Here is a 14009-nt window from a genome sequence, read left to right as displayed (position 1 = left end):
ATGGACGCCAGGATCTACGACCGGATGCGACTTCGCCGCCGCCTCATGGCCGGTGGCACGCTGGTGCTGATGGCGCTGATTTTCGTCAGCGCGCTGGTGATCTCGGGACAGGCCCTGCGCGGTGCGCGCATCGACCTGACCGAGAACCGGATCTACACCGTGTCCGAGGGCACCCGCCAGATCGTGGCCGGGCTCGAGGAGCCGGTCAGCCTGTACCTGTTCTTCTCCGAGTCCGCCGCCGCCGACTACCCGGCGCTGCGCACCTATGCACAGCGCGTGCGCGAACTGCTGCAGGAGATCGCGGCACGCTCGGGCGGCAAGGTGCGCCTGGAAGTGATCGACCCGCTGCCGTTCTCGGAGGCCGAGGACCGCGCCACGGCGTTCGGGCTCGAGCCGGTACCGGTCGGCACGCGTGGCCAGTCGCTGTTCCTTGGCTTGGCCGGGACCGGCGCCACCGGGGCCGAGACGGTGATCCCGTTCTTCCAGCCCGACAAGGAAGCGTTCCTGGAATACGACGTCGCCAAGCTGATCCAGAGCCTCTCGGCGGCACAGCGGCCGGTCGTGGGCATGATGTCCACGCTCTCGATGGGCCCGGGTTTCGACCCCGGCACCGGGCAGGTGAGCCAGGGCTGGGTGATCGACGGTGAGCTGCGGCAACTCTTCGAACTGCGCCGGGTGGAGCGCGACGTCGATTCGATCGACCTCGACATCGACCTGCTGGTCGTTGTCCACCCGAAGGGGTTGTCGGAGGCGGCGACCTATGCGATCGACCAGTTCGTGCTGGGTGGCGGGCGCCTCGTGGTCTTCGTGGATCCCTACGCCGAATCCGATCCCGATGGCCTGGCCGCGAGCCTCCAGGCCCAGGCCGGTGGCGCCAGCTCGGACCTGCCCCGGTTGTTCGAGGCCTGGGGCGTGCGCTACGACCCGGGGCTGGCGGTGCTCGATGCGATCACCGCGCTGCAGGTGCAGGCGAGCCCCGACGGGGCGGCGGTGCGCCACCCCGCGCTGCTCGGCCTCGGCTCGGAGCAGTTCAACCGCGAGGACATCGTCACCGCCGACCTGCAGGCACTGAACTTCGCCAGTTCCGGCTATTTCGATCCTGCCGATGGCGAGGGCCTGTCGATGGAGCCGCTGGTGCAGTCCTCGGCGGCATCCGCACCGGTCGACGTGGCGCGTCTGTACAACCTCGACGACCCCGATCGGCTTTTCGACGACTTCCAGCCCCGCAACCGCCACCACGCGCTGGCTGTCCGGCTGTCGGGTCGGACCCGTTCCGCGTTCCCCGAGCATTCCGGGCGCCCCGGCCACCTCGCCGAAAGCCTCGAGAACGCCAACATCGTGCTGGTCGCCGACACCGACCTGCTCAGCGACAGGCTGTGGGTGCAGGCGCGCAACTTCGCCGGGCAAAGGGTCACCAGTGCGTTCGCGGACAATGGCAACTTCGTCGTCAACACGATCGACAACCTGCTGGGCAGCGACGAGCTGATTTCGGTGCGCACGCGGCCCACCTCGCAGCGGCCATTCACCGTGGTCGAGTCGCTGCGGCGCATGGCCGAAGACCGCTTCCGCAGCAAGGAGCGCGAGCTGCAGGCGGAACTGCTGGAGACCGAACGCCGGCTGGCCGCGCTCCAGGCCGAGGCCGGTGCAGGCGGGGCGATGCCGAGCGGAGTCGAGGAAGCCGAGGTGGACCGCTTCCAGGCCCAGCTGCTGCAATTGCGTCGCGAACTTCGCGAGGTCCGCTTCCAGCTCGATGCCGACATCGATGCCCTCGGCGCCCGCCTTAAGGCGATCAACATCATCGGCGTGCCGCTGCTGGTGACGGTGTTCGCACTGGGCTTCGCTTTCTGGCGCGCGCGTCAACGACGACGCGCGATCGAGGGCACGCAATGAAGCCGATGCATCTGGCTGTATTGACCGTGGTGGCGATCGCACTGGTGGTCGTGGCCATCTGGTTTGGCCGTGATGGCGTGCCGCAGTCGGAGAGCCCCAGCCAAGGCCTGCTGTGGCCGGAGCTCGGGCAGCCGGTCGAGGCCGTGGACCGCATCGAGTTCCGCGGGGCGGGTGGCTCGGCCCTGGAGGCGCTGGAGTACCGCGACGGCGCATGGCGCGTCCTCGGGCACGGGGGCTGGTGGGCCGATGCCGGTCGCGTGCAATCCCTGCTTCGTGACCTGCGACGGGCGCGCAAGCTGGAGGCCAAGACGGCGCTGCCGGACAGGTACGCGTTGCTGGGGGTGGACGATGTCGCATCTGCCGAAGCCACCGGTACCGCGGTCGGCGTCATGCAGGGCTCGCGCGAGCGCTGGCTGATCGCCGGCAATGCCAATCCGCATTCCAGCGGACGTTTCGTTCGCTTCGCCGACGAGGCGCAGGCCTGGCTGGTCGATGTCGAACTGGACCTGCCGGCCGATGCGCGTCAGTGGCTCGATCGGGAGGTCGTGGACATCGCTTCGCTGCGCATTGCCAGGCTCGAGATCCTGCCGGACCAGGGTGAGGCGGTGGTCGTGGTGCGCACTCCGGGCGAAGGTCCGGGCCATGCCTTGGCGGGGGCCGAATCCGGCGCCGAGGTCGACCAGGTCCGGGTCGAGGAGATGGCCACGTTGATGGAAGGCCTTCGCCTGGACGACGTGGTGCGTGATCCCGGGACCGGCCTGGGAGCACTGGCCATGCCGGTCCGCCTGAGGCTGGAAACGCTCGACGGACTGGTGATCCAGGGCGAGAGCTGGCGCGAGGGCGCGGTGCGCTGGCTGCGCCTGGATGCCCGCTTCGATGCGCTGATCGCGCGCGGCTGGGTCGAGGCCGAGATCGGGCGCGACGAAGCGGCGCTCAGCGCGGCCAGCCAACCTGCCGTCGACGGGGGCGAGGCTGCGGCGGCACCACTGGATGCCGGGTCCGCCGGGCTGGGGCCGATGGATGTGGAACAGCGCCTGCAGGCCCTTCAGGCGGACGCGCAGGTGCTGGCGGAGCGCCTCGAGGGATGGGTGTTCAGCCTGTCGCCGCGCAAACAGGCGATCATCGAGAGCGCCCGCGAAGACTATTTCCTTCCCACCGACTGAGCTGCCCTGGAAGCCCGATCATGCCGCGTCGCCATCTTGAGTCCTCCTCCCGCTGGCTGGCTGCCGCCGGCGCCCTGTGCGCCGGCCTTGCGGTGGGCCTGGGCGCCTATGCATCACATGGGGTGGATGGCGAGGCACAGGCCCGCCTGGGGCTGGCCGCCCTGTTCCTGTTCGGCCATGGCCTGTCACTGACGGCCCTGGCGCCACGCGCGCTGCGCAACCTGGGCCAGTTCGCGCTGGCACTGTTGCTTCTGGGCGTGGTCGTGTTCAGTGCGACGCTCGGCCTGTCGGTGCTTTTCGGCACGCCGACCACCGCTGCACCCTGGGGCGGCAGCCTGATGATGCTGGGCTGGCTCCTGTACGCGATCGACGCGCTGCGCACCTCCTGACCGGCTGATCGCCGGGACGACTCAGTGGCGCGAGTCCGTCGTGGCCGGAGCTCCCGGCTCGCGGTGGCACCAGTGCCAGGGCTCGTAGACGATGCCGTGCGGGTTGTCGCGCGGATAGCTCATGGCGAAGCCGAAGCGGCCTGCGTGTTCGCACAGCCAGTCGAAAGCTGAGGTGTGCTCGAAGCTCTCCTCCGCGGCGGGTTCGCCGGGGCAGGAGATGTCCAGCGCACGCCCGGAGTGGTGTTCGCTGAATCCCGGCGCCGCATTGACCGCCAGTATTTCCTCCACGCCCAGGCCGCGCGCCAGCTTGCGTTGGAAGATGCCCAGCTGGTAATCGTGGCTGCGGTAGCCCGAGATCGCTTCGAGCATCTCGCCGTCGACGCGGGCTGCGGCCTGCATGCGCTGCCAGGCCGTGGCTGCGCTCGCCTGCAGCCACAGTGGACGGCGGTAGCGATCGAAGCCGGCGAACGTCAGGAGGCCGGGTTCCGGCACCAGCGGCAGGGCATGGCGCTCGCCGTAGTCACCGGGCACCCCCAGGGCGCGGAGGAAGGCCTCGGTGCGGTCTGTGGGCAACTCGTCCGGTGTCGCTCCGGAGGTGAACTCGAGGAGGAAATCCGCCAGCCCCGGGTCGTGGCGACGCGCCTGCCAGTGCATCGGATGCAGCCGCTCCGCGGCGTCCAGCGTGGCCAGGAAGCGGCCGTCGCGCTTTCGGCGCAGCAGCCAGCGCGCCTGTGAAAGCTGCCGTGCATCGTGGTTGCCACGCGCGCGCAGGGATGCGGCCGGCACGGCTTCGACCGAGCGCGAATTGACCAGGTACCACTGCCGGGCGGGCCAGTCGCGCATCGGCTATTCGGTCGCCGGCACCGGGGTGGCGGGGACGATATGGAACCCGGCGATTTCCCCGTTCGCGTCGAACGCGACGTTGGCCTGCAAAGGCGAGCCGTAGGTCAGCGGAATGATGACCACCTCGTAACCGCCCATGCGCTGGTGGCGGGGCTCCCCGCGGCCCTGGAAGCTGCCCATGCGCGCGGGCAGGCTGGTCCAGGTGGCCTCCAGTGTCTCGGCGTCGAGCGCCTCGCGCATCTGCGCGTTGAAATGTGCGCGTGCGTCCTCGTGGCGGCCCTCGTCGAGCGCGTCCAGCACGGCCACGGCCCTGGATTCCCGGGTCGCCTGCTCCGACTCGTCGGCCGGCGCCAGCGCCGGCATCGCCAACAAGGCCACCGCGGCCAGCAGTGCACTCAGGTGCTTGCCAATCTTCATCCTTCAGGTCCTCTGTACGTCGGGGTGTTCGCGCCGGGTCGGCCGGGCGCCGATGTTGGTATATCACTTCGCGCGGGCGCGAGTCTGCCCCGGTAAACTGGAGGCTGATCATCTGGAGAATCCGCATGTCCGTCGATCCCGTCCTTGGCACCCCGCTGAGCGATCACGCCTTCCGGGTCCTGTTGCTGGGCTCGGGCGAGTTGGGCAAGGAGGTGGCGATCGAGCTGCAGCGCCTTGGCGTGGAGGTGATCGCCGCGGACCGCTACGACGATGCGCCGGCCATGCAGGTCGCCCATCGGTCGCACACGCTGAACATGCTGGATCCGGCCGCACTCAAGTCGCTGATCGCCACGGAGAAGCCCCACCTGGTGGTGCCGGAGATCGAGGCGATCCACACCCAGACCCTGGTCGAACTGGAGCAGTCCAAGGGCCTTCGCGTGGTGCCGACCGCGCGCGCTGCCCGGCTGACGATGGACCGCGAGGGCATCCGACGCCTGGCGGCGGAAACGCTCGGCCTGCCGACGTCGCCGTTCCGCTTCGTCGATACCGAGGCCGAGTATCGCGAGGCCGTGGCCGCGATCGGCCTGCCGTGCGTGGTCAAGCCGGTCATGAGTTCCTCGGGCAAGGGGCAAAGCACCGTGCGCTCGCAGTCCGATGTCCAGCCGGCCTGGGATTACGCGCAGAGCGGCGGCCGGGCCGGGCAGGGGCGGGCGATCGTCGAGGGCTTCGTCGACTTCGACTACGAGATCACGCTGTTGACCGTGCGCCATCGCGACGGGGTCGCGTTCTGCGAGCCGGTGGGCCACCTGCAGCGCGATGGCGACTACCGGGAGAGCTGGCAGCCCCAGGCGATGAGCGATGCGGCCCGCGCCGAGGCCGAGCGCATCGCCGCTGCGGTCACCGCCGAACTCGGTGGCTGGGGCGTGTTCGGGGTGGAGCTGTTCGTCAAGGGCGACCAGGTGTGGTTCAGCGAAGTCAGCCCGCGCCCGCATGACACGGGAATGGTGACGATGATCTCGCAGGAGCTCAGCCAGTTCGCGCTGCATGCGCGCGCCATCCTCGGGCTGCCGATTCCCGGTATCCGCCAGCTAGGTCCCTCGGCCTCGTGCGCGGTGGTGGCCGAAGGCCGGGGCGTGCCGGTGTTCTCCAACCTCGTGCCGGCGCTGTCGGCGCCCGACACGGCGCTGCGGCTGTTTGGCAAGCCGCGCGTGGACGGGCAACGCCGGGTGGCCGTGACGCTGGCCCGGGGCGCGGACGTGGAGGGCGCGCGCGAAAAGGCCCGCGCGGCGGCGGCGGCGCTGGGCGTGGCGCTGGACTGAGTGCGGGCGGGCCGGCTCAGGGCACGCGCTGCAACCCGGTCGCTTCCAGGACCCGATCCCAGGGGAATTGCGGGCCCGGGTCGCGCTTGCGCGGCACCCTCAGCATCGGGTCGTCGCTGGCCGCGGTGGTGTCGGTGTCGAGGTCCTCGTGCCCGGCAATGCGGGCCAGGCCCGGAAGGGTGTCCTGCAGATGTGCCAGCACGCGCAGCAGCGCTTGGATCTGCGCCTCTGTGTAGGGCTCGTCCATCGCCTGGTGGCGCGAGTGGAGCCAGTGCGGATAGCGGCCGGTGTTGACCAGTTCGATGCCTACCGAGTTCGCGTTGTGGCCGCGCACGTGGTGGGCAACGAACTCCGGACGCACGTAGACGTGCACGCTGCCATCGCGGTCGATGTAGAAATGACCGCTGTTGCCGGTGCCCGAAGGGTAGAGCACCCGCTCGCCGAAACCGCGGGCGATGGCCAGGTCCGGTGTCTCGGTGCAGTGGATCACGACCAGGTCGACGGCCGCCGCCTCGCGCCGCTCCAGGAGGGCCTCGTAGGGCAGTGGATCAAGCGCGGCGTCGGGCATCGGCGGCAGGTCGGGCAGCATCGCGGCATGCTAGCATCCACGCCTGCGGCGGGCTCGAGCAATGCCCCGCCACGCCATCTCCCCCTCGCTCCCGATACAGGTCGCCGAGCCATGGCCGGAACCGCCATCCTCTCCCACGGGCTCAACTCCAGTCCCGACGCCACCAAGGTCACCGCGATGGCCGAGGTGGCCCGAAGCAGGGGCTGGGCGGAGGTGCGCCCGGACTTCAGCGACCTCGATGAAAGCGGTCGGCTGGTCGACATCGACCATCGCATCCAGCGCCTGTGCGAGCACATCGATGCGGCTTCCGGCCCGGTCGTGCTCGCCGGCTCGAGCATGGGTTCCTTCGCCGCCGGATTCGCCAGCCTCGAGCGCAAGGTGGCGGGGCTGTTCCTGCTGGTGCCACCGATCGTCATCGATGGCTACGCCCGCACCTTCGCCGCCGCCGATGTGCCGACGACCGTCATCCATGCCTGGGGCGATGATCTGATCCCCGCGCAGGACGTGGTGCGCTGGGCCCAGGCGCGCCGAAGCCGCCTGGTGCTCGTCGACGACGGCCACCGGCTGGCGGGGCACGTGCAGTTCTGCGCCGAGGAATTCGGCCGCTTCCTCGACGCCCTCTGAGACCACCGAGATGCGATTCTTCGTTCCCTGCGCCAAGGGCCTGGAATACCTGCTGGTCGACGAACTGCAGGCCTTGGGAGCCTCGCGGGCCACGGCCGCCGTGGCCGGCGCGAACGCCGATGGGGAGGACGAACTCCCCTATCGCGTGGCGCTGTGGTCGCGGCTGGCCAGCCGGGCGCTGTGGCCGCTGGCGGAATTCCCCTGTCCCGACGAGCAGGCGCTTTACGACGGCGCGGCCCGGATCGACTGGTCGCAGCACCTGGGCGAGGAGGGCACGCTGGCCGTGGACGCGACGGTGTCCGGGCCCGGCATCACCCATGCGCGCTTTGCGGCGTTGCGGGTCAAGGACGCGATCGTCGACCAGTGCCGCCAGCAGACCGGCCAAAGGCCGTCCGTGGACACCGAAGACCCCGACCTGCGACTCAACCTGTCGGTACGCAAGGGGAGGGCGACCCTGTCGGTCGACCTCGCCGGCCCCCTGCACCGGCGCGGATGGCGCCAGGCCCAGGGCGAGGCACCGCTGAAGGAGAACCTGGCCGCTGCCGTGCTGCTGCGCGGCGGCTGGCCGGCGGTGGCCGCCGAGGGTGGCGCGCTGATGGACCCGATGTGCGGGTCGGGCACGCTGCTGATCGAGGGCGCCCTGATGGCGGCGACGTGGCGCCGGGGGCTGCAGCGCCACGGCCTGGCGCGCCGACGCGCTGGTCGGGCTTCGACCGCGCGCTGTGGCAGCGCCTGTGCGAGGACGCCCGGGCCCGCGCCGATGCCGGCCGGGCTGCGCTGCAACCGCGCTATTTCGGGCGCGACCACGATGCGAAGGGTCATCGCCGCCGCCCAGCGCAACGCCGAATCGGCTGGCGTGGCGCACGCGATCGACCTGCAGGTGACCGATCTGGTGCACCTGTCGCCGCCCGGGCCCGCCCAGGGTCTGGTGGTGTGCAACCCGCCCTACGACCAGCGCCTGGCGGCCGATCCGGCGCTGTACCGGCAACTTGGGGAAGCCCTGCGCCATGCGGTGCCCGACTGGTCGGCGTCGATCCTGGCCGGCGAGCGCGAGCTGGGATTCGCGACCGGCCTGCGTGCCAGCAAGACCTACGCCATGTTCAACGGCGCACTGGAATGCGCGTTGCTGGTGTGCCCGCGGGTGGGCGGGCGTGATCGCGCCGACGCCCCGGCCCGGCCCTTGGGTGAAGGCGCGCAGATGGTGGCGAACCGGCTGCGCAAGAACCTTCGCAAACTCAAGGCCTGGCGGGCGCGCGAGGGGGTGGACTGCTTCCGGGCCTACGATGCCGACCTGCCCGAGTATTCCGCCGCGGTGGACGTCTACACCGAGGCGGTCGAGCCCCGGCGCGTGTTCCTGCATGTGCAGGAGTACGCGGCCCCGGCGGACATTCCCGAGGAGGACACGAGGCGCCGGCTTGGGGAACTGGTTCGCGCGTGCGCCGAGGTGTTCGATGTGCCGCGAGAGCGCATCGCGACCAAGACGCGAAGCCGCGGCAAGGGTGGCAGCAAGTACGGACGTTTCGACCAGCGCGGCGAATTCATCACCGTGCGCGAGGGGCAGGCGCTTCTGCGGGTGAACCTGTTCGATTACCTCGACACGGGCCTGTTCCTGGACCACCGGCCGCTGCGCGCGCGCCTGGCGGCCGAATCGGCCGGCAAGCACGTGCTCAACCTGTTCGCCTACACCGGCGCGGCCAGCGTGCAGGCGGCGGTGGGCGGCGCGGCCTCGACCACCAGCGTCGACCTCTCCGCCACCTACCTGCAGTGGGCCGGGGAGAACCTGGCGCTCAACGACTGCACCGGACCGTCCCATCGCCTGGTGCAGGCCGACGCGCTGCGCTTCGTGGAGTCCGACCGTGGCCACTACGACCTGGTGTTTTGCGACCCGCCGACCTTCTCCAACTCGGCGCGCGCGACGACTTCGATGTCCAGCGCGACCATGTGCGCCTGCTGAGGGCGGCCATGGCCCGGGTGGCGCCGGGTGGCGTGTTGCTGTTTTCGAACAATTTCCGCCGCTTCCGGATCGATGCGGAGGCCGTTGGCGACTTCGCCCGTGTGGTGGACGTCTCGCGCCATACCATCCCCCCGGATTTCGAGCGCAACGCGCGCATCCATGCGGCCTGGGAGTTGCACGAGCTCGCTTGACGCGACTCGCGCTATGCTTCGCCGATGGCCTTCCCCCAACGCCCCAACGGACCCATGAAGTCCCGCTGGACCTTCTTCCGCCAATGGCTGAAGGACCCCAGGTCCATGTCGTCGATCTCGCCGTCGAGCCTGCACCTGGCCCGCCGGATGATCGATCAGTTGCCACAGGATGCGCGTCGCGTCGTGGAGCTCGGCGGCGGAACCGGGGTGTTCACCCAGGCGTTGCTGGAGCACGGCATCCAGCCTTCCGACCTGATGGTGGTCGAGCTCAACCCGGCGCTGGCGACGTTGCTGGCGCAGAACTTCCCCGAGGCCCGCGTCGTGCAGGGCGATGCCCGCCAGGTGGCGGCCCTTGCCCGGGACACCGGGTACGTCGACGAGGGTCCCGCCGATGCGGTGTTTTCCGGCCTGGGCATGCTCTCGATGAGCAGGCAGGTGCAGCGCGAGGTCCTGGAGAGCGCCTTCGAGCTGACCCGCGAGGGCGGCAGCTTCATCCAGTTCACCTACGGGCACACCAACCCCGTGTCGCCCGTGGTCCTGGCCGACCTCGGCCTGCACGTGCGGCGTGGCGAAATCGCCTGGCGCAACCTGCCGCCGGCCACCGTGTTCGTGTTCAATCGCGGGCGCTCGACCCACGTGCGTCCCCGCAGCATCGTGCCCTGAGCAACCAGCGCTGGAACACAGGGTTGCAGCGCCGGCACTGGTGCTTCGCTGACGGGGCCCCATTCTTGTAGGCCTGACCCGCAAGGAGGATTCCATGGACACCGCCACCCGATCGCGCCGCGTCACCCGCGTGGTCCGCGGCATGCCGACGTCCGACGGCGCCGGGGTGAAGCTCACCCGCGTCATCGGCACGCCGCAGCTGGACATGCTCGACCCGTTCCTGATGCTCGACGAGTTCGGTACCGACCAGCCGCAGGACTACATCGCCGGTTTTCCCGAGCATCCGCACCGCGGTTTCGAGACGGTCACCTACATGCTCGACGGGCGCATGCGCCATCGCGACAACCACGGCAACGAGGGTGTCCTTGTGCCGGGCAGTGTGCAGTGGATGACCGCCGGCCGGGGCATCGTGCATTCGGAGATGCCCGAGCAGGAAGAGGGCCGCATGCGCGGCTTCCAGCTGTGGCTGAACCTGCCGGCGAAGGACAAGATGACCGAGCCGCGCTACCAGGAGTTCGGGCCCGACGAGATCCCGGTGGCCAACCCCGCCACGGGCGTGGAAGTGAAGGTCATCGCCGGTACCGTCGAGGGCGTGGTCGGACCGATCCGCCAGCCGGCCACCGAGCCGACCTACCTCGACATCGGACTGGGTGCGGGGGACGTCTTCGAGCATGCCTTGCCCGCCGGACACAGTGGCTTCCTCTACGTCTACGAGGGTGCCGCGCGGATCGGGGAAGGCGCGGACGCCGCCAGCGTGGCCGTGGGCGAACTGGGCCAGCTCTCGCCCGGCGAGGTCGTGCGGATCGAGGGTCGCGACAGCGGCACGCGCATGATCCTGGTGGCCGGTCGGCCGCTGCGCGAGCCGGTGGCCCGGCACGGGCCGTTCGTGATGAACACGCGCGAGGAACTGATGCAGGCCTTCGCCGACTTCCAGAACGGGCGCTTCTAGTCGCGGCCGTGCCGCGCCGCCTCATGCGGCGGTGCGGCAGCGTCGTCGGGTCAGGGCAGCGGGATGGATTCCGTCTCGCCCGGTACGTCGGGAAAACGACCTTCCTCCCAGGCCAGCTTGGCCTCCTCGATCATCTCGCGCCGGCTGGCGACGAAGTTCCACCACATCGCCCTCGGCCCGTCGAGCGCTTCCCCGCCCAGCAGCATGATCCGCGCGTCGCTGCGTGCCCGCAGCGTGGGCGTGGTGCCGGCCTCGAGCACCGCCATGTGGTTGAGCGTGAGGTCGAAGCAGCGGTCGCCGCAGTCCAGGTCGACCTCGCCGGCCACCGGATACAGCGCACGCTCGGCGTGTTCGGCGGGAATGACCAGCTCGCTGCCGCAGCTCATCTCGATCGACACGTACAGGGTCTGGTTGAACACCGACACCGGTGAGCCATGGCCGAAGCCGTGCCCGGCCACGACGGTCAGCCGGACGCCGTCGAGTTCGATCACCGGCAGCGTGTCGGCGGGATGGTGTGCGAAGGCCGGGTCGACCTTCTCGTGGGCCTTGGGCAGGGCGACCCAGGTCTGCAGGCCATGGATCCGGTGCCCGAGTGCGCGCTCGGGCTCCGGCGTGCGTTCCGAATGCACGATGCCGCGCCCGGCGGTCATCCAGTTCACGTCGCCCGGACGGATGTCCTGCACCGAGCCCAGGCTGTCGCGGTGGCGCAGCACGCCCTCCCACAGGAAGGTCACCGTGGCCAGGCCGATGTGGGGATGGGGGCGCACGTCGATGCCCACGCCCGGGGCGAAATCGTGCGGTCCGATGTGGTCGAAGAACACGAACGGCCCAACGCTGCGACGTGCCGCGTTGGGCAGGACGCGGCGCACCTTCAAGCCACCGATGTCGTGCTCGTTGCCCGTGATGATCTGGACCATTGCCCCTCCTCCAACGTTGCCGTCGGATCATCGCACCGGGGCGACGGCATGGCGAGCATGGCGTGGCACGGACCTGCGACGCCGGCGCGCGTGGGCGCGACCCTCAGCGGGCCAGCCAGTCGCTCAGCCGGGCATGGACGTCCGCGCTGGAAAGCAGGTCGAGATGCGAGGTGCCCCAGGCCACGTGGCGGCGCGCTTCCGGCAGGTCCAGCCCCGGTGCGCGTTCGTCGTCCAGTGCCAGCGCACTTTCGACCGGCACCAGTCCGTCGCCGCCGCGGGGGCGCCCGTCGGTGGCCGGCCCGGACCGTCGTACCGCGGCAACAAGGTGGAGTCGATCGCTGCTGGCCGCCAGCGCCGTCGCCGCCGCGAGGTCGAGACCCTCGCGCAGGTCCTTGATGCCGGCACTGCGAAGATTGCCCAGGCGCTGGAAGGGACTCAGGTACGGACTGCGACCCAGGGTGGCGTTGAACCATTCACCGGCACGCTCCAGCGGTGCGCCCTGGTGTGGCGTCCCCAGGAAGACCCGCTTGCCGGGCAGCCCGGCCCAGTCATGGCCCGCCGCGGCCGCGTGCCGGCAGGCGGCGTGGGTGACCAGTCCTCCCATCGAGTGGCCCAGGATCGTCAGCTCGTCGATCCGCGAGGGCCATGCATCCACCAGTTCCTGCAGGCGCTCGGCGAATTCCGCGCCATTGGCCTGGATGCTTCGACCGGTGTTGTAGTGCAGGTACACCGGGGTGTAGCCCAGCGCCTGCGAGAGTGCGGCGCCATGGTCGTGTCCGCCCCTGCGCCACTGCAGGTCGTTCATGCACAGCCCGTGCACCAGCACCAGCGGGCGGGTGCCGGGTGTCGGGAGTGCCCGGCGCAGGGCGCTGCGGCGCAGGTCGAGCGTGGCCCCGGCCTGGCGGAAACGCATCGGTATGGCCAGCGGGTTCGCCGTGGCCTCCAGGTGGTCCCCCAGCACGCCGTTGAGCGCGGCCAGCAGCGCTTCGCGACGGGCGGAGAGCTGGGCGGGCGTGGGGTTGTTGGCGAGGGGTGCCAACAGGGCATCCACACCGAACCCCACGCCTCGGGTCACGCCGCGCACTCCCCGGTAGACCCATCCACTGATGCCCGCCGTGCGGTTCGCCCGGGTGGGCCGACGACGGGAGCGAGCGAACCGATCGCGGCGTGCAGTGCCTCGGCGATGTCCGTCACGCTCGACACCGCATCGACGGCCAGGCGGCCCACGCCGCGAAGGTCGGTGATCATTGGATTCGACTCCTTCGCGCAGGGCGGGTGACGACGATGGCGATGCCTCCCAGCACGGCCGCCGATGCCACCATGAAGCGTACTCCGATCGGTTCGAGCAGGAACACCAAACCCAGCAGCGCAGCCAGCACCGGGACGGACAGCTGCACGGTGGCGGCGCGGGTGGCGTCGAGGTGCCTGAGCGCCGAGTACCACACGGCGTAGCCCAGGGCGGAGGTGATCGCTCCCGATGCCACCGCCAGCGCTGCACCCTGCGCGTCCCAGCGCAGCCAGGGCAGCGCCAGCACGCCCAGCGCCAGGGCGAACGGCACCGCCCGGACGAAATTGCCCGCGGTCACCCGCAGCGGATCGGCGTGACCGCGGCCCAAAAGCGAGTACGCGCCCCAGGCCGCGCCTGCGCACAGCATCGACACGGCGCCCAGCGGGGCGGGGGCGGTGGCACCGGGCAGCAAAAGCACCCCAAGGCCGAGCACGGCGAGCGCGAAGCCCAGCCACTGCAGGGCGTCCAGGCGTTCACCGCGACGCCAGCCCACCAGGATCATCGTCCCCTGCACCGCGCCGAACAGCAGCAAGGCCCCGGTGCCGGTGGACAGGGAAACGTAGGCGAAGGAGAACAGCGCCGCGTAGGCGAACAGCGCGGTCGCGGAGGGCCAGTCGCCAGCCCCGCGCAGCGACACTCCGCGCCGGTGGATCAGCCACCACAGCAGCAGCGCGCCCGACAGCAGCCTGATGACGGTGAAGCCGGCAGGGTCGATCACGGTCTCGCGCAGCGCCATCCGGGCCAGCAACGAGTTCGCTGCGAAGGCCAGCAATGCCACCAGGGTGATGGCCGCGACCCGGGGCCGCGACAGCGCAGTGTGCAACGAAGAAATCC

At 70.4% G+C, this 14009-nt stretch carries 16 protein-coding genes; 9 read left to right on the top strand and 7 right to left on the bottom strand.

The features are described from left to right. Genes FU658_RS09810 through FU658_RS09800 form a run of 3 tightly spaced genes read left to right on the top strand, consistent with a single transcriptional unit; the run spans position 1 to position 3442 of the window. Positions 1 to 1890: a GldG family protein gene (locus FU658_RS09810; protein WP_255505528.1), complete on the top strand. Its 1890-nt coding sequence runs from the start codon at positions 1 to 3 to the stop codon at positions 1888 to 1890. Then, entirely contained in the window at positions 1887 to 3053 is a 1167-nt protein-coding gene (locus FU658_RS09805; protein WP_147891919.1) for a DUF4340 domain-containing protein, read from the top strand. The genes FU658_RS09810 and FU658_RS09805 overlap by 4 nt, the downstream gene beginning before the upstream one ends. Before the next feature lie 20 nt (positions 3054 to 3073). Then, positions 3074 to 3442, top strand: a complete 369-nt coding sequence (locus FU658_RS09800; RefSeq protein WP_147891918.1) for a DUF423 domain-containing protein — start codon at positions 3074 to 3076, stop codon at positions 3440 to 3442. Between the two features lie 21 nt (positions 3443 to 3463). Here the strand turns inward: FU658_RS09800 and FU658_RS09795 are convergent, their stop codons facing one another. Continuing rightward, a complete protein-coding gene (locus FU658_RS09795) occupies positions 3464 to 4285 on the bottom strand; it encodes a M15 family metallopeptidase (RefSeq protein ID WP_147891917.1) in 822 nt (273 codons plus the stop codon). 3 nt (positions 4286 to 4288) lie between these two features. Beyond that, entirely contained in the window at positions 4289 to 4702 is a 414-nt protein-coding gene (locus FU658_RS09790; RefSeq protein WP_147891916.1) for a DUF3887 domain-containing protein, read from the bottom strand. A 125-nt stretch (positions 4703 to 4827) separates the two neighbouring features. Here FU658_RS09790 and purT point away from each other — a divergent pair, with 125 nt between their 5' ends. After that, the gene (gene purT / locus FU658_RS09785) at positions 4828 to 6021 is read left to right on the top strand and encodes a formate-dependent phosphoribosylglycinamide formyltransferase (protein WP_147891915.1); all 1194 of its coding nucleotides are present in this window, start codon (positions 4828 to 4830) and stop codon (positions 6019 to 6021) included. Positions 6022 to 6037: 16 nt separating this feature from the next. Here purT and FU658_RS09780 read toward each other — a convergent pair whose 3' ends face one another. Next, a complete protein-coding gene (locus FU658_RS09780) occupies positions 6038 to 6610 on the bottom strand; it encodes an N-acetylmuramoyl-L-alanine amidase (protein ID WP_425477605.1) in 573 nt (190 codons plus the stop codon). 90 nt (positions 6611 to 6700) lie between these two features. On the opposite strand from FU658_RS09780, the gene FU658_RS09775 reads away from it, so the two are divergent. From FU658_RS09775 to FU658_RS09760, 5 genes are all read left to right on the top strand, one after another. Next, positions 6701 to 7213, top strand: a complete 513-nt coding sequence (locus FU658_RS09775) for an alpha/beta hydrolase (RefSeq protein WP_147891914.1) — start codon at positions 6701 to 6703, stop codon at positions 7211 to 7213. Between the two features lie 10 nt (positions 7214 to 7223). Further along, complete coding sequence (gene rlmKL / locus FU658_RS09770) at positions 7224 to 9167, top strand: bifunctional 23S rRNA (guanine(2069)-N(7))-methyltransferase RlmK/23S rRNA (guanine(2445)-N(2))-methyltransferase RlmL (protein WP_255505527.1); 1944 nt, start codon at positions 7224 to 7226, stop codon at positions 9165 to 9167. Positions 9168 to 9175: 8 nt separating this feature from the next. Then, positions 9176 to 9358, top strand: a complete 183-nt coding sequence (locus tag FU658_RS15315) for a hypothetical protein (protein ID WP_255505526.1) — start codon at positions 9176 to 9178, stop codon at positions 9356 to 9358. Positions 9359 to 9463: 105 nt separating this feature from the next. After that, complete coding sequence (locus tag FU658_RS09765) at positions 9464 to 10021, top strand: class I SAM-dependent methyltransferase (RefSeq protein ID WP_187266042.1); 558 nt, start codon at positions 9464 to 9466, stop codon at positions 10019 to 10021. A gap of 94 nt (positions 10022 to 10115) precedes the next feature. Next, positions 10116 to 10970, top strand: a complete 855-nt coding sequence (locus FU658_RS09760) for a pirin family protein (protein ID WP_147891912.1) — start codon at positions 10116 to 10118, stop codon at positions 10968 to 10970. A gap of 50 nt (positions 10971 to 11020) precedes the next feature. On the opposite strand, the gene FU658_RS09755 is transcribed toward FU658_RS09760, so the two are convergent. From FU658_RS09755 to FU658_RS09745, 4 genes are all read right to left on the bottom strand, one after another. Further along, on the bottom strand, positions 11021 to 11887 hold the full coding sequence (locus tag FU658_RS09755; protein ID WP_147891911.1) for a pirin family protein: 867 nt from the start codon (positions 11885 to 11887) through the stop codon (positions 11021 to 11023). 103 nt (positions 11888 to 11990) lie between these two features. Continuing rightward, the gene (locus tag FU658_RS09750; RefSeq protein ID WP_222708407.1) at positions 11991 to 12962 is read right to left on the bottom strand and encodes an esterase/lipase family protein; all 972 of its coding nucleotides are present in this window, start codon (positions 12960 to 12962) and stop codon (positions 11991 to 11993) included. After that, positions 12959 to 13135, bottom strand: a complete 177-nt coding sequence (locus tag FU658_RS14770; RefSeq protein ID WP_222708406.1) for a hypothetical protein — start codon at positions 13133 to 13135, stop codon at positions 12959 to 12961. The genes FU658_RS09750 and FU658_RS14770 overlap by 4 nt, the downstream gene beginning before the upstream one ends. Beyond that, on the bottom strand, positions 13132 to 13998 hold the full coding sequence (locus FU658_RS09745; RefSeq protein ID WP_222708405.1) for a DMT family transporter: 867 nt from the start codon (positions 13996 to 13998) through the stop codon (positions 13132 to 13134). The genes FU658_RS14770 and FU658_RS09745 overlap by 4 nt, the downstream gene beginning before the upstream one ends. Positions 13999 to 14009 lie beyond the last annotated feature (11 nt).

It is taken from the genome of Alkalisalibacterium limincola, from assembly GCF_008017755.1.
In the GTDB taxonomy this organism is placed as follows: domain Bacteria; phylum Pseudomonadota; class Gammaproteobacteria; order Xanthomonadales; family Xanthomonadaceae; genus Alkalisalibacterium; species Alkalisalibacterium limincola.
This window is presented reverse-complemented; position numbering and strand designations above follow the sequence as displayed.